Below are 25739 nucleotides of genomic sequence, written 5' to 3'. Positions count from 1 at the left end.
CGTGCCGGTGACCACTCACCGCACCGGTGGCAAGGTCCGGGCATTCGGATCGACTCCCGCGGGCATCTGCGCACCGTTGTTCGGGATGGCGGGCCGAGGAGCATTCGCCGAACCACGAATCTGCTGATCCGGCGGGGGGTTGGTGCAGTAGTTGTACTTGTTGAGCGTACCGTCGCCCACTCGCCAGGGAGCGCTCAGCGGGTGCGCGTACGCGCAGTACGGCCGCGGCCAGATGTCCACGATGGTGTAGAACTCGCCGTCGTGGGCGGGAACGCCGATCGCGGAACTACCGGTGACCAGAGCCGGGAACAACGCCCGCAACGCGGGCAGGCGCAGCGAGGCGGCCTTGGTGATGGCCGAGAAATTGCTCGCCAGCTTGGTGATCGGATCGGCGGTCTTGTCCAGCACCGCACCCAATTCCTGCATCTGGCCCGGCGCCTTGTCCAGCACCTTGGTCAATTCGTCGTTGGCGTTGTTGAACTGCTTGAACAACGTGGACGAATTGTTGGTCAGCGTGCCCAGATCAGGTTGCGCCTGCGAGGTGGTCGCCGCGATCGTGCGCAGGTTCGCCAGCAGGTTGGTGGTCTGCGGCAGCAGACTGTCCAGACCCGCGGTGACCAGGCTCAGCGCATCGATCATGCTGCGCAGCTGATCGGGACCGCCGCTCAGCGCGGTGTCCATCTCCTTCAGGATGCTGCTGAGCCGGGCCGGATCGATCTGCTTGAAGAAGGAGCTGGAATTGTCCAGCACCGCCCACACCGGCGTCGGGGTGTGGATCCGGTTCGCGTCGTACTTGATCACCGAACCGTTGGACAGGTACGGCGCCTGGTCGGTCTTCGGGCGGAAGTCGATGTACTGCTCACCCGCGCCGGACAGCGCCTGCACCGCGACCTCGGTGTCCGAGGGAATCTTGTACCGGGAGTCGATCGAGACATCGGCCCGGATCGCATCGCCGGCGTTGGTCAGGGTGATGTCCTGCACCTTGCCGATCCGGTAGCCGCGCAGGGTGACGTCGTTACCGGGCTGCAGTCCACCGGACTGGTCCAGATCCACCGTCACCGCGTACGTGCTCTGCAGCGGATTCACCCGCATCACACTCACCAGCAGATACGACGCGCCGATCGCCAGGGCGATCACCAGCGCGACGTTCGACACCAGCATCTTGTGCCGCCGCACCCAGTTCATCGGTGACCCCCTTGCAACCGGCCCTGGACGACCTGCAGCACCTGGATCAGGCTGCCGGTGAAGTCCTGCGCGTCGCGCAGATCCCAGAGTTTGCTGTGTGCCGGATCGGTGATCAGGCCGACGTCGAGGTTGGTCAGCGTCGCCGCGACGGCGAGGCTGTTGCCCTTGAACGAGGCGTCCACCCCGGGCCGCACCAGATGCAGCGCATCGAGCATGGGGCCGAAGGACTTCTGCGACTGGGACAGCGCCGACATCAGCTTGCGCAGGTTGTCCAACAGACTGGACAACTGATCCGAGGTGGTGTTGGCGTAGTCGCCGAGGGCGGCGCTGGTGGTGGAGATCTTGGTCAGCAGGTCGCCGAGCGCCTTGTTGTTCTCGGCGATGGTGCCGATCATCGAGGGCAGCGTATTCGCGACCTGGCCGAGCTCGTCGTGATGCTCCTGGATCGTGTTGGCCAGCGTGTCGAATCCGTTGAGCACACCGTCGATTCGCGCACTGTCGGCGTGCAGCGTGGTGGTGACGGCGGTCATCTGCTTGAGCAGATCCGCCAGCTGCTGCGGTCGCCCGCCCACCACCGAGTCCAGCTCGCCGGTCAGTTTGGTCAGCGCCGAAATACCACCGCCGTTGAACAGCATCGACACCGACAGCAGGAGTTCCTCGACGGTCGCACCGGCCGAGGTGCGGTCGATGCCGATCGTGTCGCCACTCTGCAGCGGCGGCTGACTGGCCGCGTCCTTCGGCCTGCTCACCGCGACGAACACATCGCCGAGCGGAGTGGCCTGGCGCAGTTCGGCGGTGGTGTCCTTGGGCAGGTCGATGTCCTTGCGGATGGTCAGGTCGACCACCGCCTGGAAGTTCTTGGTGGTGATGTGCGAGACCGTGCCGATATCCGAGCCGCCGATCTTCACCTTGGCCTGATCGGGCAGATTCAGCGCGTTGGAGAAGACCGCGTGCACGGTGTAGGTATCACCCCGGGTGCCGGGTTTGGGCAGCGGCAGGGATTCCACCGTCAGCCCGCATCCCGAGGCCAGGACCAGCACCGCCGATGCCGCAGTAGCGGCAATAACGGTGCGGCTCAGGCGTTTTCGCATCAGTTGGATCATTTCGTCAATCCCAACATTGCCGCGGTCAATCCGAAGTCGGGACCGAGATCCTGCACCTTGCCGGTCCGGCAGCCGTCCGCGCGCATCTGGATCTTCTCGCAGAACGCGCTGACCACCTCACCGTCCAGGACGGTGCCGATCAGGGCGTGCAGCCGCACGAAGTGGCGGCCGCGATCCATCGAGTTGTCCACGTTCTGCAACAGCATCGGCGCGACGTCCACGACCTCGATCAGGCCGGCGGCGTTGGTGCGCAGCTGATTGGTCACATTGGTCAGCCCGGTCAGGCTGGAGGCCAGCTGATCCTGATACTGGCCGAAGGTGCCGCTGGTGTTGGACAGGAACGCGTTGAGCTGATCCAGCGTCCCCTGCAGACCCGGCGCCTGCTGGGCCAGCAGCGTGGACATCTGGGTGACCTTGTTGCTGAAGTCCCGCACCGACTTGTCGTTGTCGGCCAGCATCGTGGTCAGCTCGTTGAGCTTGATGATGATCTCCGAGATCGCGTCCTTGTTGTTGACGCCGATCTTCAACGCGCCGGACAGGGCGTTGAGGGTGTCGCGGATCTTCTCGCCCTGGCCGTTGACCATGTCGTAGAGCAGCGTGCCGTCCAGCGGACCCGATTTACCGTCGGTGCCCGGCGCCGGCTTCAGCGAGGCGGTGAACTGGTCGATGGTCTTGATCAGGGTGTCCAGTTCGACCGGGGTGCGGGTGGACTCGATGGTCAGGTGCGAATCGTCCGGCAGGGTCGCCCCGCCGGTGTACACCGGGGTCAGTTCGATATGCCGATCGGTCACGATGGACGGCGAGATCAGCGCCGCGGTCACGTTCTTCGGTATCTTCACATCGCTGTCGATGGTCATGTGGACCTCGGCGTACTGGCTGTGCGGGACGATCTTGTCCACCTTGCCGACCTCGAGGCCCAGCACGGTGATCGGATTGCCCACGAACATGCCCGCGACATTGCGGAAGTCGGCGGTGATGTGCGTACTCGCCCCGACCGTGTCCTGCACCGAGAGCGGCATTGCCGAACAGCTGCCCACCGCGACGGCCACGGCGCCGATGCCGATGCCCTTCGCGATCCGCGCGATCGCCCGTGCGGTCGGTCTCATCCCTGGCACCCCTCGATCACTCGGGCGAAGCACAACCAGTTGTCCGGGAACAACCACGGCAGGGCGACCTCACCGTAGGGGCCGTTGCCGAAGGCATTGTTCAACTGCCGCAACGCGGGCGGCATGATCTGCAGCAGCCGGTCGAGGTTGTCCTTGTTCTTCTGCAGACCCGCGGCCATCGTGTCGAGCTGGGTGATGGTCGGGCCGATCTGGTTGTTGTTCTGCGCGCCGATCTGCTGCAGCTGTCTGGTCAGCGAGGCGACGTTGTCCAGCAACTGACGCAGCAGCTGCTGGCGCTCCATCACCCGGTTGGCGATCGCCTCGCCCTGGGTGATCACCAGCAGCACGCTGTTGCGGTTGTCGCCGAGGATCTTGGTGACCCGGTCCAGGTTCTTCAGCAGGCCGTCGACCTGGTCCTTGCGGTCGTTGATGGTCTTGGCCAGCGCGCCGACACTGTCCAGCGCCTGCGCGGTCAGCTGCGGGGATCCGTCGATCTGATCGCCCAGCACCTTGAAGGTCTGCGTCAGCTTCTGGGTGTCCAGGGCCTCGAACTTCGGGGTGCCGATCTGGATCACATCGGACAGGTCGTACGGAACCGTGGTGTTGTTCTTGTGGATCCGGCCGTCCTTCAGACCCGAGCCGTCGCCCGGATCCAGGCTGACGTACCGCGCGCCCAGCAGCGTCGCCATCTTGATCGCGGCCTTGGCGTCCGCGCCCAGCTTCAGATCGCCGTTGACCTGCAACGTGATCAGCACGTGGTCGCCCTCGAGCTTCTGCGAGGACACCGTGCCGACCGGAACACCGGCCACGTCGACCTTGTCACCGGTCTTCAGACCGGCGGTCTGGGCGAATTCGGCCTTGATGTCCTGCTTGCCGACGCCGAGCTTGCCGAAACTGGAGGAGACCACCAGCAGCAGCACCACCAGCGCGGCACCGACGATGCCCAGCCAGAAGTAGCGGTTCGCGTTGAAACGTTCCTTGAGCTTCGTCATGGGCGGCACACCGCCGAGTGCGAGGGTCCGCCGATCTGGTTGAGCAGGCCGCGAGGCAGCAGTACGCCGTACAGCGAGATGTCCAGGGTGCACACGTAGGCACTGGCGTAGGCGCCGTCCTGGGTGAACTTACCGACATCGGACATGATGTTCGGCAGGTCGATCGCCGCCTGGTCGAGTTTCGCGCCGTTGCCGATCAGCATGGTCAGCGCGCTGGTACTGGCGTTCTGCGCGGCCGCGATCTTGGGCTGCACGCCGCCGAGCATCTTCACCATCGCCGTGGTGGCGTCGGCGATCTTGACCGTCGAAGTCTGCAGGGACTGGCCCTGTTGGTACAGCCCGCCGATCAGCGCGCGGGTCTGGGTCACCAGCGTCTCCAATTCGTCGCCTCGTTTCGCCAACCCCGCCATGACGCCCGACAGGTTGGTGATCACGTCGGACAGGATGGCGTCGCGGCGCTGGAAGTCGCCCGCGAGTGCTGCGGCCTGAGTGATGAACGCGCTCAACGAGACTCCGTCACCCTGCAGCGCCTGGATGAAGGTGTTGGACAGCTGGTTCACCTGTTCGGGCTGCAAGGTCTGGAACAGCGGTTCGAAACCGTTGAGCAGTCCGGAGATGTCGAAGGACGGTTCGGTCTGGGCCAGCGGGATCGAGCCGCCGTCGTGCAGGGGAGCCGCGACGCCCTTGGTTCCGGGCGCCAGCGCGACGTACCGCTGGCCGATCAGGTTCTGGTAGCGGACCAGGGCCTTGGTGGTGCCGTACAGCGTCTGATCGCTCTGCACGATGAACGTGACGACGGCGTGGTGCTGTTTGTCCAGGTCGATCTTGTCGACCTTGCCCACTCGCACACCGGCCATGCGCACGTCGTCGCCGGGCCGCAGGCCCAGCACGTCGCTGAAGGTGGCCGAATAGCTGGTGGTGGACCCACTCACGCTGCGCGCCAGCGTATTCCAGATGGTCACCGTCACCAGGACCGAGACGATCGCGAAGACGCCGAAACCGATCAGGGGTTTACGAATGTTCATCGGCCTGCACCGTTATCGGTCACTTGCAAGGTTCCACCCCTCAGGATCGAGCTCAGCAGCACGTATTCGGCGACGGTCGGGCGGTGGCCCAGCAGTGCGGTGATGGCGGCATCACCGGTGTAGTCGGTCGTCCCGGCGATCGGCGCCGCGACGGGCTTGTTCGGCAGCTGCGCCGAGGCGGGCTTGTTCGGCGTGGCCGCCGCGGGGGCGGTCAGGCCCGGAATGCCGTGCGGGAAAAGGTTCTGCAGCGGGTTTCCGGCGAACGGGTTGGCCGCGTTCGGCGCGTTGTTCTGCGGGGCGGCGGTCTGCGCGGTGAACCCGGGGATCGCGGGCAGGCCCGGAATCGCGGGCAGCTTGGGCAGCCCCTTCGCCGAATCCAGCGCTCGCGGCTTGAGCGCGTTGGGCAGCGTGCCCGGATCCGAAACCGCCGGCGCCGTACCGCAACTCGGTCCGGCCATGGCGCCGTACCGCGGGCAGTCGCTGCGGTCGTACGGCTTGTACGGGGTGAAGGTCAGGCCCATGTTCCAGACCATCTGCTTCTGCGGACCCCAGTGGAATGTGGTGTTCAGCTGACGAATCGAGCTGTTCAGGTTCGCGATGGCGATCGGCAGCGCATCCGGCTGGCTGGTCAGCGCGCCGAACAGATCGCCGGTGCCGACCGTGAGCCGCTTACCGGCGTCACCGTTGGCGGCGAACAGCGCGTTGACCTTGTCCACGGTGCTCTCGGTGCCGGTGATCAGGCCCGCGACCGCGGCACGCTTGTCCGAGATGGTCTTCGCGGTCTTCACCGACTCGGCCAGCGAGCCCATCAGTTCGGGCGCGGACTGGTTCAGCGCGTGCATCGACGCGGAGAAGTTGTCCAGCGTCTGCCCGACGTCCGGCACGGCCTTGCGCAGTTGGGTCAGCACGTTGTCCAGGCGCTCGACCGTGGAACCCGGTACCCGGCTGCCGCTTTCGAGTCCGTAGGACAGGGTGCTGAGCACCCGGCCCAGCTGCACCGGGTCGATCTTGTCGAGGATGGTGCGCACGGTGGTCAAGGTGTCCTGCAGGGCGATGGTGCCCTGGCTGCGGTCCTCGGCGATGGTCGAGCCCGCGCGCAGATGGGACTGCGCCGGACCGTTGTAGACCAGTTCGACCGAGGTGACGGCGAACAGGTTGCTCGGGACCACGCGCGCGGTCACGGTGGACGGGATGTTGCCGACGAAGTCCGGCTTCATCTCGATGTGCACCTGCTGCTGCGCGCCCTTGTCGGCCACCGCGACTTCCTTGACCGAACCCACCAGGATTCCGCGGAACTTCACGTCGGCGTTGTCGGGCAGGCCGTCACCGGTGGTGCTCAGATCGGCGGTGACATCCACCTTGGGGTGCAGGATGTATCCCTTGTAGCGGGCCATCAGGAAACCCAGGATCAATGCGAAGACGATCAGGCCGGACGCACCCGCGACCAGCAGTTGCCGCATTGTCGGTCCGCGGCCACTCGGATCGATGATCATGTGCCCGCCCCCCTATCCCGAGATCCTGATGCCGGGGTTGACGCCCCAGACCGCCAGCGTGATGAACAGGTCGGCGAACACGACCGCGATGATGCAGTACTTGATCGCCCGGCCGGCCGCGACGCCGACGCCCTCGGGACCGCCGGAGGCGAAGAACCCGTAGTAGCACTGGATGAACGTGGTGATCGCGACGAACACGATGGCCTTCAACAGCGACCACAGCACGTCGTGCGGGACCAGGAATTGGTAGAAGTAGTGCTGGAAGGTGCCGCTCGCGGTGCCGCCGTACAGGCCGACGGTCCACGCGCAGGTCAGGTAGGCGAACGGCAGCGCCAGGCAGTACAGCGGGACGATCGCGATCATCGCGGCGATCATCCGGGTGCTGACCAGATACGGCAGCGGCCGGATGGCCTGGGATTCCAGGGCGTCGATCTCCTCGGCGATGCGCATCGAGCCGAGCTGCGCGGTGAATCGGCAACCGGCCTGTGCGGCGAAGGCGACCGTGGCCAGCATCGGGCCGAGCTCGCGAGTGGTGGCGAAGGCCGAGATGGCACCGGTGATCGGGCTCAGACCCAGCAGGTTCAGCGAGGTGTAGCCCTGGATGCCGACGGTCATACCGCCGAACGCGCTCAGGATGAGCACCACGCCGATGGTTCCACCACCGACGATCAGGCTGCCGTTACCCCAGGTGACGTCCGAGAGCAGCCGCCAGACTTCCTTCGGATAGTGCTTGAACGCCAAGGGGATCGAGCCGAGCGACCGCAGGAAGAAGAAGACCTGATGGCCGATGCGCGCGAGCCAGTCGCGGGGTGCGCCCGCGGAGTGCTTGATGCGCTCGAGTGGCCGCAGTAGCGGCGGGACATAAGTTGACGACACCGGCTCAGACCATCTGTGCGGGGAACAGGGTGTTGTAAATCTGCGTGATGATCAGGTTGACGCCGAAGAGCATCACCGCCGAGAGCACCACCGCCGTGTTGACCGAGTTGGCGACGCCACCCGGGCCGCCGCGCGTGGTGAGTCCGGCATCGCAGGCGATGATCGCCGCGAGCAGTCCGAAGATCAACGACTTCACGAGGGCGACGAGCAGGTCCGTGGTCACGGCGAACGACGCGAACGTGCCGATGTAGGAACCCGGCGTACCGCTCTGCGCGAAGATGTTGAACACGTAGCCGGTCAGGAAACCGACGAAAACCACGAAGCCACACAGCAGAACGGACACTAACATAGCGGCGCCGAGCCGGGGGGCGACCAAGCGCCGCAGCGGGTCGACGCCCATCACCTTCATCGCGTCGATCTCCTCGCGGATGGTGCGCGAGCCGAGGTCTGCGCAGACCGCCGAGCCGACCGCACCGGCGATCATCAGCGAGGTGACCAGCGGTGCGCCCTGCTGGATGATGCCCAGTCCGTTCGCCGCGCCGATGAACGAGGTCGCGCCGACCTGCTGGGCTACCGAACCGACCTGAATCGAGACGATGACACCGATGGGGATGGCGACCAGGAGTGTCGGCGCGGCGGCGACACTGGCCATGAACGCGCATTGCCGAACGAATTCCGCAAATGGAAAGCGTCCGCGGAAGATGCTGACGAACAGCTCACCGACGGCTTCGATACCCATCGTGATCTGGCGGCCGAAGGTCTCGATCGACCGTTTCGGATGATCCTGCCAATAGCCTCTGCCCCAGTCGAGCGCACCACTCATTCGTGACGCTGGGCGTACGGCCTCCGGCCCGCCCGGACGGTCGGTGGTGAACTGCACTGGCTAACCCCTCTCGACGTCGGTTACCCGCCCCGACGACTGTTTGCTTGAGGCACCTTACTACGGAGTTAGGAAAAACACACCACCATCAGTGACTGCAGTCATTGACCCAGATCACAGCCGCTAAATGGCTGTGACTCGGGACAAGCGGTTGGTAAATACCACAAAAAGACCGATTGCTTTCTAGAACACGTTCTACGTTCTTGAACGCCCGTCCAACTTGGGTCCGCAGTCCGGCTGAATACCCCGGATTACGTTTATCCAAAACCAATCGCTGTTTTTCGATGCGCGATGAGCGTAACTCTCGGGCGAGCCGATCCCGGACGTATCACACTCGTGTCGTAGCGGCGACTCGCCGGTCACCACCTGACTCCGTGGTAATGGCAACCGCACCGTCACACTCGGTTCACCGGCATCGATCCGGCAAACTTGCTTGTCACACCGCACGCGCGGGCGCGACGATACTGACAGGATGTAGTACGACATGGATTGATATCGTGCGGGCTTCCGACGTCTCTGGAGGGACATGTTCAACACACTCGCCAAGGCGGCGCGCACCGCCTTCGCCGTGGCCATCGGCGCGGCGCTGCTCGGTACGGGCGCGGGGGTCGCGCACGCCGCCGGCGGTGCGCCGGTGATCGGCGGCGGTTCCGGAATCATCATTGACAACCAGTTCGAATGCACCGTCACCACCATCGGTCACGACCGAGGCGGGCGACTGGTCGGACTGACCGCCGGGCATTGCGGCGAAGCAGGCGCGCAGGTGTGGGCCGAACAGGCTCGCGGAGCCGGAGTGATCGGTCACTTCGTCTACTCCAACCACGATCTGGACTACGCGGTCATCCAGTTCGATCCGGGCAAGGTCACGCCGACCAACCACATCGGCAATGTGACGATCACCGGTGTGGGCGCGCCGGCCATGTTCCCCAACATCGTCTGCAAGGAGGGCCGGACCACCGGCAACACCTGCGGCATCGCCTGGGGCGACATCTTCCAGACCGATGAGACCTGGAGTCAGATGTGCGTGGTCGAGGGCGATTCCGGCGCGCCGGTCGTCGTCGGCACCAAACTGGTCGGCATGGTCAACGCCTATCTGGCCGTGGCCTGCTTCGGCCCTGAGGTCGGCACCAATATGAACGCCATCCTCAACGATCTCAATCATCGCGGCGGCGTCGGCTCGGGCTACAACCCGATCTGATCCGACCGTCCGAACCACTCGCCGCGGGGCGGTGATCCGAATCCGGATCACCGCCCCGCGGCATGTCCGGGGACATCCGGTTGTACGGCGGGGCCGCTCATCCCGCACTGCGGCATCGTGTCGACCGCGCCGGGCTCGCGGCGCGGTCGCGGTCCGCCCAGCAGTGCCGCGGCGATCGCCGATCCGATCAGCAGCAGTCCCGCGCAGATCCACATGGCCACCCCGAACCCGTGATCGATCGCGGCCGCGTCGGTGACCGATCCGGAGATCCCGGCCAGACCGGGCAGCGCGGCCACCGCGAGCAACTGCGCGGTCCGGGCGACGGCGTTGTTGACCCCCGAGGCGATGCCCGCCTCGGACGATCCGGCCGCGCCCAGCACCGCCCCGGTCAACGGAGCCACCAGCGTGGACAATCCCAGACCGAACACGATCACGCCCGGCAGCACGTCGCGCAGATAACCCCCCACATGTCCGGAGCCGGGGCCGATGCGCAGCAACAGGACCAGTCCGGCCGCAGCCAGCAGCGGTCCGACCGTCATCGGCAGGTGCGGACCGTGCCGCTGGGCCCATCGACCGGCGGGCGCGGACAGCGCCAGCATGATCACCGTCATCGGCAGGGTCGCGACCCCCGCGACCAACGGCGAGAAGTGCGCGACCTGCTGCAGTTGCAGAACCAGGAGGAAGAACACCCCGCCCAGGGCGGCGTACACGGCCAGCGTCACGAGATTGGCGGCGGTGAAGACCCGGGAGCGGAACAACGCCGGCGGGACCAGTGGATGATCGCTGCGCAGTTCGATCACCACGAACACCGCCAGCAGCACCACGCCGAGGACCGCGAGCAGCGGGATCTTCTCGATCAATCCGAAGGTCAACGCGCCCAGGGCCAAAGCGACCACCAGTGCGCCCGGCACATCCGCCCGGCGCGCGGCCCCCGGATCCCGGCTCTCGGGCACATGCCGCAGCGCCACCGCGACCACGATCGCGGCCAGCGGCACGTTGATCAGGAATATCGACCGCCAGGAGGCCACCTCGATCAGCCAGCCGCCCAGAAACGGCCCGGCCGCGCTCGCGATACCGCCGAACCCGGACCACAGCCCGATCGCGGCCCCCTGATCGCGCTCGTCGATGGAGGAGGAGATCAGCGCCAGACTGCCCGGCGTCAGCAGCGCGCCCGCCACTCCCTGCACGATCCGCGCGGCCACCAGCATCTCGATATTCACCGCCGCGCCGCACAGCACCGATGCGGCCGCGAAACCGACTGTGCCCCAGACGAGTACCTTGCGTCGCCCGAGCCGATCGCCCAGTGACCCGCCGAGCAGGATGAACGACGCGAGCGTCAGCGTGTAGCCGCTCAACGTCCATTGCAGCCCCGCCACCCCGGTGTGCAGCGCATCCCCGATCCGCGGCAACGCGATGTTGACCACCGTGGCATCGAGCGAGGCCACCGCCGACGCCAGCACGGTCGCCACGACTATCCACCGCCCGGTCCGCGACCGCAGCCGCGGCAGTTCGGCCGCACTCACGCCCGAGCTCTCATCACTGTTCGTCTCGGTCACGAGCGCCACCTCGTTTCCCTGTTCGCGCCACGCACTGCCACGTCCTCAGGCTACGATCCGCGGCCCGCCCGTCTGTGTGATTTCCCCGCCGGAAGAGAACAGAACACCGGGACTGTCGCCGCCTCGGACGCCCGCACCACCGACCCCACAGGGGTACGCGGTGCGCGAATCGTCGCGAGTTCCAGTGCCGCCCTCGTGACCGAGGGCACCGCACCCGCGACGGATCCGACGTCCCCGCGATCGCTGCGTAACCCATGCGCCAGCACAGAGCTGGGACTTCGATTTCCGGAGCGCGGCAGGTTCCGGGCAATCGGGGCCACCCACCGAACTGTGGTCCGGTGGCAGTCACTGCTTCCACGAAGACATGAGACGGTGGGGATGGCCGGACATGGGGGCGCGGGAAACGTTCACGTGCCCGATTCCTCCTCGTAGCAAATCTTCTGGGTATGGTGTGCAGGTAGGCCAGGAGGGAGCGAACGGTGAAGGTGATCAGCGTAGTTGGAGTTTCAGCCGTTGCGGTCGGCGTCTACCTCTGCTCCACTGGCAATGCATCGGCAACCCAGGTGCAGTGCGATTCCGACGGTGGGCGGGACATCACGGTGGTGGCCGGTACCACCGCGTGCCGCGCCACGGCCGGCGATTCCGGGCACGCGCGCGCCGCCGGGTACGACGGTATCGGTTTCGCGCAGGCCGACGCCGGGGCGATCGCGCTGGGGCTGGGAGTGTCCGGTGGGATCGGGGCGAGCGAGGGTTCGGAAGGGATGCCGATCGCGATCGGTGTGGGGCCGCAGGCGTATGCGTTCACCTCACTGCACGACGCGACCGGACCCGGTGTGAGTTTCGCGATGAACGGCTCACTGGCGCAGGTGATCTCGGACAACCACAGCGTCACCTGCCTGGGTTCGGCCGCGCTGGCCTGGGATTCCCGCAGCGGCACGAGTTGCCTGGCCACACCCCTGGGGGTGTGGCGCACCGCCGCACCGGACCGCTGATCCGGACCGGGAACCGAACCGGATCGGGCCCGGTCTCGTATCTCTGACATGACTGCCGTGACTTCTGCCGACGGTGGGCTGCGGGCGCCGCGGCCGATGCTGGTGCACGCCCTGGCCGCGGGCGTCGATTTCGAGCGGTACTTCCGGTGGCGGCGGGGGCGGGACGGGGATCCGTTCGCGGTGCGATTTCCCGGATTCGGGGGTGCGGTGTTCACCGGGACGCCCGAGGGGGCCGGTGAGTTCTTCCGCGCGCCGGTGGAGTTGCTGACGCCGCCGCTGCCGAATCCGATCGAACCGCTGGTCGGGTCGGCCTCGCTGATCCTGGCTCGCGATCCGCGGCATCGCCGCGAACGCGCACTGCTGACGCCCGCCTTTCACCGGTCGCATATTGCGCACTACGCCAACGTCATTCACGATTCCGCGCTCGACGAGCAGAACGGTTCGGGTGCGGGCCCGGCATGGCGGCCCGGTGTCCGGGTGGATGCGCGAGCGGCAGCGCGGGCGATCACTCTGCGGGTCATTCTGGAGCTCCTCTTCGGCGACGGAAATCGTTCTCGCCGTATGGAATACACCGATGCGGTGGTGCGGTTCCTGAATGCCTTCAATGGGCCGCTGATGTTGCTTCCGGCCTTGCGGCACAGCGCTTTCGGGCATGCGCCCTGGGATCGGTTCCTGGCCGCCCGCGATCGGCTGGACGCACTGATCAGCGCCGAGGTCGCCGCGCGGCGCGCGGCGGGCGCGGATCACTCCGGCAGCGACGTGCTGTCCACGCTGCTCGCGGCCCGCCACGACGACGGGTCCGCGATCGAGGATGCCGACCTGCGTGACCAGTTGCGCACCCTGCTGGTCGCCGGGCACGAGACGACCGCGACCAGTCTGGTCTGGGCGCTGTACCGGCTGCACCGGCATCCCGAGACGCTGGCCCGGCTGCGCACCGAACTGGCCGATCTCGATCCGGACGGCGATCCCGCCGAACTGTCCCGGCTGCCGTATCTGGACGCGGTCTGCCAGGAGACGTTGCGGCTACACCCGCCCGTGCCCATCGTGTTGCGCCGATTGACAGGACCGTTCACCTTGCGCGGCGCCGCGATGGACGCCGGGGACACGATGGGCATCGCCGTGCCGTTGCTGCATTCGGATCCGCGGGTGTGGCCGGATCCCGAACAGTTCCGACCGGAACGTTTCCTGGACCGTCGTTACGGCCCAGCCGAGTTCGCGCCGTACGGCGGCGGGCATCGGCGCTGTCTGGGATCCACCCTGGCGGACTACGAATTGCGCATCGTGCTCGCGACCCTGCTCATGCGGACCGAACTGGCACTTACGCGCCATTATTCGCGAGGGCGGATCCCGATGTCCGTGCCGCACAACATCGCTACGGGACCGCGCTCCGGGATTACCTTCATTGTCGTGTCTCATCAAGGACGCGTTCGTGATTCGCATCACAATACGATGTGACGTGACATCGTTTCGGTTGTTGCTGGGTACTGCTCCAGGTCGGCCCCGCGCCCCCCGCGAACGGCGATTACGCCCCGAATCACAGGCCTGTCAGTACACCGGTGACACATCACACTGCGATCGGAACTGGTCAATGACAACGGATCTGCGATTGGCCGAAGCCGTTCGGAAATGTAGTAATGGATGCCGGGCCGGGGACGACATACATCTCGTTGTGCATCGTGAGCGAGATCTTCCGCGCATCTTCGCGCGTGAGTTGATGATTGAGAGGACGTACGGCTTTGCGCACCACCACCTGTCGGAAGCCCGCACGGGACAAGGCAACACGGGGCACGCGGATCGGCGTCCTAGCCCTGGCGGTCAGCGCCGCCGGAGCGCTCGCCGTGGCCCCTGCGGCCGCGTCGCCGCTGTGGCCCGGCGGCCCCGATGTGCCGGGCGCACCCGCCCTGATGCAGAGCCCGCAGCCCGAACCGGGCGCAGCGCCGATGAAGAGCCCGCCGCCGATGCCGCAGGCCAACTTCGCCGCTCCCAGCCTGAGCCCCGGTGACGGCGACGTCGTCGGCGTGGCCGAGCCGATCTTCGTGAACTTCAAGGCGCCGGTCACCGATCACGCCGCCGCGGAGAAGGCCATTCGGATCACCTCCTCGACGCCGGTGAAGGGCCACTTCTACTGGTACGGCGACAAGCAGGTGCGCTGGCGGCCGGAGAACTTCTGGCCCGCCCACGACGAGATCACCGTCCAGGCCGGAAACATCCACGTCGCGTACAAGACCGGCGACGAGGTGATCACCACCGCCGACGACGCCACCCACCAGATCACCATCACCAAGAACGGCCAGGTCGTGAAGACCATGGCGACCTCGATGGGCAAGAAGGGCCACGAGACGCCCAACGGCACCTACTACGTGGGTGAGAAGAACCGCAAGATGATCATGGACTCGGCCACCTTCGGCGTGCCGAACACCTCGCCCGAGGGCTACAAGACCCCGGTCGAGTACGCCACCCGGCTGGCCAGCAACGGCATCTTCCTGCACGCCGCCCCGTGGTCGGTGGCCCAGCAGGGCAACTCCGACGCCAGCCACGGCTGCCTCAACGTCAGCACGGCCGACGCCAAGTGGTTCTTCGACAACGCCCAGAAGGGCGACCCGGTCGTGGTGAAGAACTCCACCGGCGCCGCCAGCCACAGCGACGGCATGGGCGACTGGGACTGAAGGTAAGCTCGTCCGCCTCCCCGCGACGCCGTACCGCCTCCCCGCGACTTCAGCGTGCCGTTGAGCGCGGGGAGGCTCGGACGTCGGGCCGACGGTCGAGTGCGGAAGTACTTTCGGGCGTTCCCGGGGAGTTACCCATGTGCTCCCGAAATCGGTTGGCACCTCCCCGTGTTCGACCTACCGCCGCTCGATGACGTACGACACATGCATCGGCGCACCCGAAACCCCCCTGATATTCATCGTCGATTTGCTGTTGGAGCGGGGTGTGCGCCTTTACGATTCGGCGCATGTCCGTTTTGCCGCAGGGGGAGGGTTCGGCCTCCGCTGAGCCCGCACACAGGGGGATGGGCGGGATCGGTCGAGTGCTCAGCCGCACTCGTCGTGGCGGCGCGGTGCGGGCGAGTCCGGAACGGGTGCTGCCGCAGGCCCGGGGGCGCGGGCTGCGCGGGCGGCCGTGGAGTGACTACGCGTTGTTCCTGGTTCTGGTGGTGCCGAATCTGGCGCTGCTGGGGGTGTTCGTCTACCGGCCGCTGATCGACGACATCCGGCTGTCGTTCACCGACTGGAATCTGGCCGATCCGCTGGCGCACTACATCGGGTTGGAGAACTACCGAGAGTGGTGGGGGCGCAGCGATTCCTGGCAGATCGTGGGCAATACGGTGATCTTCACCGTCGCCGCGGTCGCCGGAAGTATGCTGCTGGGACTGGCACTGGCACTGCTGCTGGATCGGAAGCTGTTCGGGCGCAACATGGTTCGCTCGGTGATCTTCGCGCCGTTCGTGATCTCCGGCGCGGCGATCGGGGTGGCGTTCCAGTTCATCTTCGATCCCAGCTTCGGCCTGATCCAGGACGTGCTGCACCGGCTCGGTGTCACGAATGTTCCTGACTTCTACCAGAATTCGCACTGGGCGCTGTTCATGGTGACGGTGACCTACATCTGGAAGAACCTCGGCTACAGCTTCGTCATCTATCTGGCCGCACTGCAGGGGACCAGAGCGGATCTGATGGAGGCCGCCCGGATCGACGGCGCGGGCGCGTGGACCAGGTTCAGTCGAATCCTGTTGCCGCAGTTGCGTCCGACGACGTTCTTCCTGTCGATCACGGTCATGCTCAACTCGCTGCAGGTGTTCGACATCATCAACGTGATGACCCGCGGCGGACCGCTGGGCACCGGCACCACGACCATGGTCTACCAGGTCTACCTGGAATCCTTCCGCAACTTCCGGGCCGGCTACGGCGCGACGGTCGCCACCATCATGTTCGTGGTGCTGCTGATCATCACGCTGGTGCAGGTCCGGGTCATGGATCGGGGAGAGCAGTGAACGCCACGTACCAGCGCCGCAAACTCGCGGCCACGCTGCTGGGTTACGCCGCGATGGTGTGCGTGCTGATCATCGTCGGGGTGCCGCTGTTCTGGATCGTGATCACCTCGTTCAAGGCGCGCCCGGACATCTACACCGCGCCCGCGGTGTACTGGCCGCACAGCTGGCATCCGGAGAACTACCGCGAGGCGACGACCACGCTGCCGTTCTGGCAGTTCCTGCGCAATTCGCTGATCATCACCGCGATCATCTCGGCGGTGAAATTCGTGCTCGGCATCATCAGCGCGTACGGGCTGGTGTTCCTGCGGTTCCCGGGCAAGAACCTGGTGTTCCTGGTGATCATCGCGGCGCTGATGGTGCCGAATCAGATCACGGTGATCTCGAACTACGCCATCATCGCCCAGCTCGGCTGGCGAAATACCTTCCTGGGCATCATCCTTCCGCTCTGCGGCGTCGCATTCGGCACCTTCCTGATGCGCAATCACTTCCTGTCCCTGCCCGCCGAGGTGATCGAGGCCGCGCGGATGGACGGCGCGGGCTGGTGGTCGCTGCTGACGCGGGTGGTGCTGCCGATGTCGGGGCCGACCATGGTCGCGTTCGCGGTGGTTACGCTGGTCAACGAGTGGAACGAATATCTGTGGCCGTTCCTGATGGCCGACGATGCGCGGGTGGCCACCCTGCCGGTCGGCCTGACGCTGCTGCAGAACACCGAGAATCCCAGCGTCACGAACTGGGGTCCGGTGATGGCCGGAACCCTGCTGACCATGGTGCCGATCCTGCTGGTGTTCCTCGTTCTGCAACGGCACATGATCAAGGGCCTGACCTCCGGTGCCATCAAAGGTTGAGCCCGAGAAGGAGAATCCCGTGTCCGATGCTGTCACCCGTAGCGTCGCCGGAACCCGCAGAGCGTTGTCCCGGCGCGGATTCCTGGGCCTGTCCGTGGCGGCGGCCGGGGCCGGGGCCGCGGCCTGCGCCGGCATGGGCGGCGGCGGGGTGCAGGGCGGCGATCCGAACAACATCACGTTCTGGTCGAACCATCCGGGCACGTCCAAGCGCCGGGAACTGGCGATGATCGACGCCTTCCAGGCGGCGCATCCAGGTCTGCGGGTCACCCTGGTCGACGCGGGCAAGGACTACGAGGAGGTGTCCACGAAGTTCAACGCGGCACTGATCGGCGGCCAGCTGCCCGATATCGTCGTGCTCTCGGACGTGTGGTGGTTCAATTTCGCGATCAACAAGGCGATCACGCCGCTGGATCAGTATTTCGGCGATGCCGGTGTGCGACTGGACGATTACGTGGACACCTTCGTCAACGACTACAAATTCCAGGGCAAGCACTACGCGCTGCCGTATGCCCGGTCGACGCAGATCTTCTGCTACAACCAGGATGTATGGGCAAAAGCCGGTCTGCCGCAACGGGGTCCGCAGTCGTGGCAGGAATTCGACGAGTGGGGCCCGAAGATCCAGAGCGTGTTGGGCCCGAACAAGTGGGCGCACGGGTGGTACAACGCGACCAACAACCTGTCCTGGACGTTCCAGGGTCCGATGTGGACCTTCGGCGGCGCGTACTCCGATGGCTGGAACCTGAAGTTCACCGACCCGGCCACGATCGCCGCGGGAAATGCGCTGCGCGAGATGATCAACGTCAAGCGGTACGCCAGCATTCGCCCGCAGGCGGCGACCGATTTCGGCACCGGGGTCATCGCCTCGGCGATCACCTCCACCGGGGACCTGGCCGGTATCAATGCCAACGCCAAGGGAAAACTGTCCTTCGCGACGGACTTCCTGCCGCATCCCAGTGGTCCCGGCTGCACCACCGGCGGGGCCGGACTGGCCATTCCCGAACGTATTTCCGATGAGCGAAAGGTGAACGCGCTCAAGTTCGTCGAATTCATCACCGATCCCGCCAACACGGCCACGTTCGCGCAGTCCACCGGATACATCCCGGTGCGCAAATCCGCGCAGCAGGATCCGTCCGAGGTGGCTTTCCTGGCGAAGAATCCGAATTTCCAGACCGCGCTGAATCAGCTGCCGCTCACGAAATCCCAGGACTACGGCCGCGTTTTCCTGCCGGGCGCCGATCAGATCATCGGCACCGGACTCGAGCAGATCGGGCTGCGCAATCAGGACGTGCACTCGGTCATGTCGAGTGTGCAGAATCAGATGCACGGGATCTACACCCGGCAGGTCGCACCTAAACTGCCGAAATAGTCACCAGATGCGCACGCGCTCTTCGGGTTCCAGGTACAGCTCATCGCCGGGACGCACGTCGAACGATTCGTAGAAGTCGTCGATGTTGCGGACCACGGCGTTGCAGCGGAATTCGTTGGGTGCGTGCGGATCCGCGGTCAGGCGTCGAATGGCCTCCTCGGGACGCACCTTCGCACAACGCATCCGGGCCCAGCCCATGAAGAACCGCTGCCCGGCGGTGAATCCGTCGATGGCCGGGGGTTCGGCGCCGGCCAGCGAGATCCGGTACGCCTTCATCGCGATCGACAGCCCGCCCAGATCACCGATGTTCTCCCCGATCGTGAACTCGCCGTTGACGGTGTACTCGTCGGGCAGGTCCCGCGGCGAGAGCACCGCGTACTGATCGATCAGAGCCTTTGTCCGCCGGTGGAATTCGGCGCGGTCCTCGGCGGTCCACCAGTCCACCATGGTGCCGTCGCCGTCGTGCGTGCTGCCCTGATCGTCGAAGGCGTGCCCGATCTCGTGGCCGATCACCGCGCCGATCGCGCCGTAGTTCACCGCGTCGTCGGCGGCCGGGTCGAAGTAGGGCGGGCGCAGATATCCCGCGGGGAAGGTGATCGCGTTCATGCCGCGGTGGTAGAAGGCGTTGACCGTCTGCGGGGTGGTCAGCCATTCGGCGCGATCGACCGGACGCTCCAGCCTGCGCAGCGCGAAGTCGTGTGCGGCAGCGTATCCGCGCCGATAGTTGCCGACCAGATCGTTCGGATCGATGTGCACGTCGGAGTAGTCGCGCCAGTTGTCCGGATAGCCGATCTTGGCGACGATCTTCTCCAGTTTGGCCGTCGCCGCGACCTTGGTGTCCGGCCCCATCCAGGGCAGGTCCGCGATGCTGCGCCGGTAGGCCTCGCGCAGGTGGGTGACCATCTCGGACATCTTCACCCGGGCCTCGGGCCCGAAGTGCTCGGCGATGAAGATCTTCCCGACCGCGTCGCCCAGCAGTTCCTGGACCAGCGCCACACCACGCTTCCAGCGATCCCGGATCTGCCGCGCTCCGGTCAGAGTGCGGCCGTAGAACTCGAAATGCCGGTGGGCCACCTCGTCGGTGAGATACGGTGCGCGCCTGCGGATCACCTGCCAACTCGTCCACGCCTGCCAGTCCGCGAGCGGGGTGTCGGCCCACAGCCGGGCGAAGGCGGTCAGGTAGTCCGGCTGCCGCACCACCACCTCGGCGTGCACCTCGGGCCCCGGCCGCCCGACCCCTTCGGTGAGGGCGGAAGTCCAGCTCGACCAGTCGAATTCCGGGCACTCGGCCCTGAGCTGGTCGAATGTGCGCAGGTTGTAGGAGGATTCGGCGTCGCGGCGGCGCACCACGTCCCAATGTCCGGCGGCCAGAGCGCGTTCGAGCTCGAAGATCCGCTTGCCGACGCCGTCCAGGTGCTCCGGCAGCGACGCCCGCAGTGCCGGATCGGCGGCGAACAGGGCGAACATCGCGTCGACATGCTCGACGTAGGCTGTGCAGATATCCGCGAATCCCGCTGTGCGGTAATAGGATTCGTCGGGCAAGCCCAGGCCGGACTGGGTCAGGTGAACCAGATTCCGGCGTGCGTCGTGACTGTCGCCGCTCACGAAGATCTCCACCGCGCCGCTCACTCCGGTCCGCTGCAACCGGCCCAGCAGGGCCGCGAGTTCGGACCGGCCGGTGGTCGCGGCGATGTCGGCGAGTTCCCCGGCGATCGGCCGCAGACCGGCGTCGGCCACCGCGTCCAGATCCATGAAACTCGAGTACAACTCGGCGATGCGGCGCACTTCCTCACCCGCCGAGGCCGGTGCGGTGACCGCGGCCATGATGATCGCCTGCACATCCAGTTCGGCCTGATCGCGCAGGTCCGAGACCGAACCCGAATGCACACGGTCCGCGGGGATCTCACAGGTGTCCAGCCAGGCGCCGTTCACGTAGCCGTACAGATCGTCCTGCGGCCGCACGGCAGTGTCGATGCGGGACAGATCGATACCTGACACAGGGCTCTGCTCGGCAGTCACCTCTACCAGTATGCCGTGCCGGGTCCACCGATTCAGGCGAATCGGACCGCCCGCCCGCCGGGGACCACCGGCGAGCGGGCGGGCGAACTACCAGATCCGAACGCGCTGCGCGGGTTCCAGGTACAGCGCATCACCCGGCTGCAGTTCGAAGGCCTCGTGGAAGGTGTCCAGATTGCGAACCACGCCGTTGCACCGGAACTCCGCGGGGGAGTGCGGATCGATGGCCAGACGGCGGATGGCCTCCTCGTCGCGCGCCTTGGTACGCCAGACCTGCGCCCAACCGAAGAACACCCGCTGCAGACCGGTGAGCCCATCGATGACCGGAGCGGGCGCCTGGCCCAGGGCGATCCGGTAGGCCACCAGGGCGATCGAGAGGCCACCGAGATCGCCGATGTTCTCGCCGATCGTGAACTCGCCGTTGACCTTGTGGTTCTCCGCCAGACCCTTGGGGGTGAACTCGTTGTACTGGTCGATCAGGGCCCGGGTGCGCTTACCGAATTCGGTCCGGTCCGCATCGGTCCACCAGTCGACCATATTGCCGTCGCCGTCGTATTTGCTGCCCTGATCGTCGAAGCCGTGACCGATCTCGTGACCGATCACCGCGCCGATACCGCCGTAATTGGCCGCGTCGTCGGCGTTCATGTCGAAGAACGGCGGCTGCAGGATCGCCGCGGGGAAGACGATCTCGTTCATGCCCGGGTTGTAGTAGGCGTTGACCGTCTGCGGGGTCATGAACCACTCGTCGCGATCCACCGGGCCGCCGAGTTTGTTCAGGTCGCGGTCGTGCTCGGCGGCGTAGCCGCGACGGTAGTTGCCGACCAGGTCGGCCGGGTCCACGACCACGGCGGAGTAGTCCCGCCAGCGGTCCGGATAGCCGATCTTCGGGGTGAACTTGTCCAGCTTGGCCAGTGCGGCCTCGCGGGTGTCGGGGCCCATCCACTCGAGCTCGGCGATATTGCGCCGGTACGCCTCCTGCAGATTCGCCACCAGCTCCTGCATGCGCGCCTTGGCCTCGGGCGGGAAGTGCTGGGCGACATAGAGTTTGCCGACCACCTCGCCGAGCAGATCCTCGACCAGCGAGACGCCGCGCTTCCACCGCTCCCGGTTCTCCTGGGTGCCGGTGAGCGTGCGGCCGTTGAAGTCGAACGCCTCCTCGACGATCTCGGCGGTGAGATACGGTGCGCGACCGCGCAATACCCGCCAGCTCGCCCACGCCTGCCAATCGGCCAGCGATTCCGAGGCCCAGAGCCGGGCGAAGGTGCGCACGTAATCCGGCTGGCGCACCACGATCTCGGCGAACAGCTCCGGACCCGATGCCGAGACGCCCTCGGCCAGGCCGGAGGTCCAACCCGCCCAGTCGAATTCCGGATTCTCCGCGGCCAGATCGGCGAAAGTGGTGAGGTTGTAACTCAATTCGGCGTCGCGGCGACGGACCACGTCCCAATGCCCCGCGGCCAGCTCGGCTTCCAGCTCGAATACCCGCTGCGCGTCGAAGTCCAGCCCGGCCAGCGCGAACATCCGCCCGATGTGCTGCACGTACTTCGTGCGGATCTCGGCGTAATCGTCACTGCGGTAGTACGACTCGTCGGGCAGCCCGATCCCGGCCTGACTGGCGTGCACCAGATAACGCTGGGAGTTCTTGTCGTCGGTGTCGACGTAGAACCCGAGCGCACCGCCGACGCCGACGCGTTGCAACCTGCCCAGCAGCGCGGCGAATTCGGCGCGATCGGTGACGGCGGCCACCGCGTCCAGTTCGGCGGCGATCGGGGTCAGTCCCGCCGCCTGGACCGCGGCCTCGTCCAGGAAACTGGTGTAGAGGTCGCCGATCTTGCGCTCATCGGTTCCGGGTGCGGCATCCGAGGCCGACGCGGTCTGGATGATCGTGCGCACATCCCGCTCGGCCTGGTCGTAGAGCGTGCGGAACGCGCCGTCGACCGCGCGGTCCGCCGGAATCTCGTACGTCTCCAGCCATTGCCCGTTGACGTGCGTGAACAGGTCGTCCTGCGCCCGCACGGCGTCGTCGCGATAGGTCAGATCCAGGCCGGAGGAACTCGTCAGATCAGCAGTCACGCTGTCCAGTATGCCGATGCGTGGCCGGGGTCGCCGCAAACGCCGTCGGCGGCGCTCAGCGAGCCGGGGTGGGAGTGTTCTCCAGGCTGGAGCGGAACTGATCGGCGCACTGCTGCACCTTCGCCTGATCACCGTTCGCCTGCCTGGTGCAGTCCAGATAGGTGCGACCGCCGTGGTCGGCGATCCACATACCCTCCACGACGCCGATCACGATCCCGGCGATGATGCCGAGGGTCGCCAGGGACAGGCCGAACCACGCCATGACCCCGCCGCCCGCAGTGCCCCGGCGGGCCTTGACCACCGCGATGATGCCGAAAACCAGTCCGAGAAGTCCGAACAGCACACCGCCCAGCACCGTCGGGCAGCTCAGAATCGCCAGAATGCCCAGTACGAGCGCGGTGATCGCCAGCCCTCGGCCCTGTCCCTGCGGCCGGTACGGCTCGCCGGGTGGCGCCGGGTAGTCGCTCGGCGGCGGCGGTGGATAACCGCCCGTGCTCGACGGGGGCGGGTACTGGCCGGGCGAGCGATAGCCGCCCTCGGGCGAGGACGGCGGTTGCTGACCGGGCGGGGGATACTCCGTCATGGCTGTCCTCTCGTCATTGTCCACCCAGGCGCGCGTGCATCTCCCACACCAGGATCTCCGCAGGAAGATTCGCGGTGATGCGCTGACCGCCGCTGCGGGTCAGCCGCACCGCGTCGCCCGCGTAGAGGGTGCCGGTGCCGGCCATGTCGACCTCGCCGTGGGCGATGAACAGATGTAGGTAGGGCGCTTCGGGCAGATCCACCGCGGTCGGCTGACCGGGCAGACCCAGGCGCGCGACGTGCAGCGCCGAATGGCTGCTGTTGATCTTGATGGCCGTGCGATCGCGATACCGCGGCAGTCCGGAGGCCACCGTCACCAGGCCGCCCGCGGCCAGTTCGGTATCGATCTCGAGCTGCTGATAGCCCGGCTCCAGACCAGGCTCGTCGGGCACGACCCACATCTGCACGAAATGCACCGGCTCGCTGTGCTCGGCCGTGCCGCCCTGGTCGGGGGGCAGATGCCAGGAATCGTTCTTCTCCGAGTGCAGGATTCCGGTGCCCGCACTCATCCGCTGCGCCAGGCCCGGATAGATGATGCCGCTGTGCCCGAGCGAATCCTGATGGACCAGAGAGCCGCGCAGCACCCAGGTCACGATCTCCATGTCCCGATGCGGATGGGTCTCGAAACCCTCCCCGGGGCGCACCACGTCCTCGTTGTTGACCAGCAGCAGCCCGTGGTGGGTGTTGTCCGGATCGTAATGCTCGCCGAAGGAGAACGAATGCTTCGAATCCAGCCATGCCACACGGGTTTTCATGCGGTCGCCGCCGCGGTGGACATCGATGTGGGGGGTCGTGAGTGTGGACACCGTGGTCCTCCTCTCGGGCCGGGCGTCGAAAAGACAGTTCCAGCGTGCCACAACATTGCCCGCATCCGCCCGGTGGACGCGGCGATCACACCGGCACGCACTGTACCAGCTATTATGCGGCAAATATGCTGTGCCCCATCGTCCACCCGGGATATCGGCTCCGGCGTCGCAATCGGCTAACCTCGCGGGGTGGCCGCCCCCAGCCCCGATGACGTTCCGTCCACACCGGGTCGACCGGCCGCGCGGCGAGATCTGCTGCGCCTGCTCTGGCGTTCGGGTGCGGACCTGCGACGACTGTCGACGGTGCGGTTCGCGGGGCAGTTCGGCGACGGGATGTTCCAGGCCGCGCTGTCGGGCGCGATTCTGTTCAATCCGGAGCGGCAGACCGATCCACCGGCCATCGCGGCCGGATTCGCGGTGCTGCTGCTGCCGTATTCGGTGATCGGGCCGTACGCCGGCGCCCTGCTGGACCGCTGGGATCGGCGCGCAGTGCTACTCGTGGCGAATGTGTTGCGCGCCTTACTGATCGGCGTGGCGAGCCTCGCTCTGGCGACGGGTATCGCCGAGACGCCGCTGCTGCTGCTCGCCCTGTCGGTGGTGGGCGTGAGCCGATTCGTGATGGCGGGCGTCTCCGCGGCGTTGCCGCATGTGCTCGAACCACGATGGCTGGTGCCGATGAATTCGGTGCTGGCCACGGTGGCCTCCGGATGCGCGGCCGCCGGCGCCGCGGCGGCGGTGGCGATCATCGGCGCGATCGGGGCGGGCAACCTGGCCGGGGCTGTCGCGGTGGCGGCCAGCGCCGCCGGATCGGTGATCGGCGCGGTGTGCGCGGCCCGATTCGCCCCGCGGACGCTGGGCCCCGGCGACGAGGGTCCGGCGGCGGACCGGGCGGTGAGTTCGGTGCGGGCCATCCTGACCGGACTGCGCACGGGTGCGCGAGCGGTTCTGGAATCCGCGCACTGCACGATCGCGATGATCGGCATCGGCGTGCACCGGATCGTCTTCGGCGCGGACACCCTGCTCATGGTCCTGGTGCTGCGCCGCTCCGCGAACGACGGCGACACGCTCAGCCGCGGCCTGGTCGGATTCGGCGTGGCGATCGCGGCCACCGCCGCCGGAATGCTTTTCGCTGCGGTCCTCGCGCCGCTGGTGATACCCCGGCTCGGGCGGCCCCGCACCGTCCTGGTGGGTCTGCTCACCGCGTTGGTGGTGCAGACAGCGCTGGTCACGCCCATCACCGTGACGCACGGCGCGAACACGGACATCGCGCATCGGCTGCTGCTGGCCGGGGCGTTCCTGCTCGGCCTGGCCGGGCAGACGATCAAGCTCACCGGCGACGCCACCATGCAGATCGATATCGACGACTCCCGCCGCGGCCAGGTGTTCGCCCTGCAGGACACGGTATTCAACATCGCCTTCGTGCTGGCCGTGGCCGCGGCGGCACTGGTCGTCCCGATCGACGGACGCTCGATCGGTGTGGTGCTGGCCGGATCGGCCTGCTACGCGGTGGGCATCGTCGCGGTCGCGGTGATCATGGCCGGATCCGCTCGTCCCAGGTCCCCGGTCCGCTCGGATCGGTGAGTCGGCTCATCTGCGGGTTCCCGGCGAATCGAGCCCGTTTCGGCGGCCGCGGGCGATTCGACCTGCGATGCGAGGA

Annotated in this window: 21 protein-coding genes; 8 read left to right on the top strand and 13 right to left on the bottom strand. The window is 66.6% G+C overall.

The window, feature by feature from the left end:
• Nucleotides 1–15: 15 nt before the first annotated feature.
• Genes K7711_RS20575 through K7711_RS20540 form a run of 8 tightly spaced genes read right to left on the bottom strand, consistent with a single transcriptional unit; the run spans nt 16 to nt 8603 of the window.
• A complete protein-coding gene (locus K7711_RS20575) occupies nt 16–1185 on the bottom strand; it encodes an MlaD family protein (protein ID WP_222971050.1) in 1170 nt (389 codons plus the stop codon).
• Complete coding sequence (locus K7711_RS20570) at nt 1182–2288, bottom strand: MCE family protein (RefSeq protein ID WP_235747509.1); 1107 nt, start codon at nt 2286–2288, stop codon at nt 1182–1184. Before K7711_RS20570 ends, K7711_RS20575 begins: the two co-directional genes overlap by 4 nt.
• Entirely contained in the window at nt 2285–3394 is a 1110-nt protein-coding gene (locus tag K7711_RS20565; RefSeq protein WP_222971049.1) for an MCE family protein, read from the bottom strand. Before K7711_RS20565 ends, K7711_RS20570 begins: the two co-directional genes overlap by 4 nt.
• Nucleotides 3391–4386, bottom strand: a complete 996-nt coding sequence (locus tag K7711_RS20560) for an MCE family protein (protein WP_222971048.1) — start codon at nt 4384–4386, stop codon at nt 3391–3393. The genes K7711_RS20565 and K7711_RS20560 overlap by 4 nt, the downstream gene beginning before the upstream one ends.
• Nucleotides 4383–5411 (bottom strand): MCE family protein, encoded by a 1029-nt coding sequence (locus tag K7711_RS20555; RefSeq protein WP_222971047.1) that lies wholly within the window; start codon nt 5409–5411, stop codon nt 4383–4385. The genes K7711_RS20560 and K7711_RS20555 overlap by 4 nt, the downstream gene beginning before the upstream one ends.
• Nucleotides 5408–6871 carry an MlaD family protein gene (locus K7711_RS20550; protein WP_235747508.1) on the bottom strand — a complete coding sequence of 488 codons (1464 nt, stop codon included), beginning with the start codon at nt 6869–6871 and terminating at the stop codon, nt 5408–5410. Before K7711_RS20550 ends, K7711_RS20555 begins: the two co-directional genes overlap by 4 nt.
• A gap of 45 nt (nt 6872–6916) precedes the next feature.
• A complete protein-coding gene (locus K7711_RS20545) occupies nt 6917–7780 on the bottom strand; it encodes an ABC transporter permease (protein WP_040829250.1) in 864 nt (287 codons plus the stop codon).
• Between the two features lie 4 nt (nt 7781–7784).
• Nucleotides 7785–8603 (bottom strand): MlaE family ABC transporter permease, encoded by an 819-nt coding sequence (locus K7711_RS20540; protein WP_040829399.1) that lies wholly within the window; start codon nt 8601–8603, stop codon nt 7785–7787.
• Nucleotides 8604–9186: 583 nt separating this feature from the next.
• On the opposite strand from K7711_RS20540, the gene K7711_RS20535 reads away from it, so the two are divergent.
• A complete protein-coding gene (locus tag K7711_RS20535) occupies nt 9187–9858 on the top strand; it encodes a S1 family peptidase (RefSeq protein WP_222971045.1) in 672 nt (223 codons plus the stop codon).
• A gap of 47 nt (nt 9859–9905) precedes the next feature.
• Here K7711_RS20535 and K7711_RS20530 read toward each other — a convergent pair whose 3' ends face one another.
• Entirely contained in the window at nt 9906–11381 is a 1476-nt protein-coding gene (locus tag K7711_RS20530; RefSeq protein WP_222971301.1) for an MFS transporter, read from the bottom strand.
• A gap of 512 nt (nt 11382–11893) precedes the next feature.
• Here K7711_RS20530 and K7711_RS20525 point away from each other — a divergent pair.
• The 6 genes from K7711_RS20525 (at nt 11894) to K7711_RS20500 (ending at nt 18605) form a co-directional block, all read left to right on the top strand.
• Nucleotides 11894–12406: a DUF6764 family protein gene (locus K7711_RS20525; RefSeq protein ID WP_222971044.1), complete on the top strand. Its 513-nt coding sequence runs from the start codon at nt 11894–11896 to the stop codon at nt 12404–12406.
• A 48-nt stretch (nt 12407–12454) separates the two neighbouring features.
• Nucleotides 12455–13861, top strand: a complete 1407-nt coding sequence (locus tag K7711_RS20520) for a cytochrome P450 (RefSeq protein ID WP_222971043.1) — start codon at nt 12455–12457, stop codon at nt 13859–13861.
• Nucleotides 13862–14142: 281 nt separating this feature from the next.
• Complete coding sequence (locus tag K7711_RS20515; RefSeq protein ID WP_308014851.1) at nt 14143–15072, top strand: L,D-transpeptidase; 930 nt, start codon at nt 14143–14145, stop codon at nt 15070–15072.
• 392 nt (nt 15073–15464) lie between these two features.
• Entirely contained in the window at nt 15465–16394 is a 930-nt protein-coding gene (locus K7711_RS20510; protein WP_222971299.1) for a carbohydrate ABC transporter permease, read from the top strand.
• Nucleotides 16395–16447: 53 nt separating this feature from the next.
• Nucleotides 16448–17239 (top strand): carbohydrate ABC transporter permease, encoded by a 792-nt coding sequence (locus K7711_RS20505; protein ID WP_222971298.1) that lies wholly within the window; start codon nt 16448–16450, stop codon nt 17237–17239.
• Between the two features lie 19 nt (nt 17240–17258).
• Nucleotides 17259–18605 carry an ABC transporter substrate-binding protein gene (locus K7711_RS20500; protein WP_308014850.1) on the top strand — a complete coding sequence of 449 codons (1347 nt, stop codon included), beginning with the start codon at nt 17259–17261 and terminating at the stop codon, nt 18603–18605.
• Here the strand turns inward: K7711_RS20500 and K7711_RS20495 are convergent, their stop codons facing one another.
• The 4 genes from K7711_RS20495 to K7711_RS20480 all read right to left on the bottom strand — a co-directional run bounded on the left by K7711_RS20495 (nt 18606) and on the right by K7711_RS20480 (nt 24082).
• Nucleotides 18606–20624, bottom strand: coding sequence for a M13 family metallopeptidase (locus K7711_RS20495; protein WP_222971042.1), 2019 nt, complete (start codon nt 20622–20624; stop codon nt 18606–18608). It abuts the gene before it with no gap.
• Nucleotides 20625–20711: 87 nt separating this feature from the next.
• On the bottom strand, nt 20712–22694 hold the full coding sequence (locus K7711_RS20490; RefSeq protein WP_308014849.1) for a M13 family metallopeptidase: 1983 nt from the start codon (nt 22692–22694) through the stop codon (nt 20712–20714).
• Between the two features lie 55 nt (nt 22695–22749).
• Nucleotides 22750–23277: a DUF4190 domain-containing protein gene (locus K7711_RS20485; protein WP_222971041.1), complete on the bottom strand. Its 528-nt coding sequence runs from the start codon at nt 23275–23277 to the stop codon at nt 22750–22752.
• Between the two features lie 13 nt (nt 23278–23290).
• Entirely contained in the window at nt 23291–24082 is a 792-nt protein-coding gene (locus K7711_RS20480) for a pirin family protein (RefSeq protein WP_222971040.1), read from the bottom strand.
• Nucleotides 24083–24271: 189 nt separating this feature from the next.
• Here K7711_RS20480 and K7711_RS20475 point away from each other — a divergent pair, with 189 nt between their 5' ends.
• Nucleotides 24272–25663 (top strand): MFS transporter, encoded by a 1392-nt coding sequence (locus K7711_RS20475; protein ID WP_372460168.1) that lies wholly within the window; start codon nt 24272–24274, stop codon nt 25661–25663.
• The last annotated feature ends 76 nt before the right edge of the window (nt 25664–25739 follow it).

Origin of the sequence: Nocardia coffeae (assembly GCF_019890715.1) — a bacterium.
In the GTDB taxonomy this organism is placed as follows: domain Bacteria; phylum Actinomycetota; class Actinomycetes; order Mycobacteriales; family Mycobacteriaceae; genus Nocardia; species Nocardia jiangxiensis.
The sequence above is the reverse complement of the archived record's forward strand: the minus strand, read 5'-3'. Positions and strand labels throughout refer to the sequence as shown.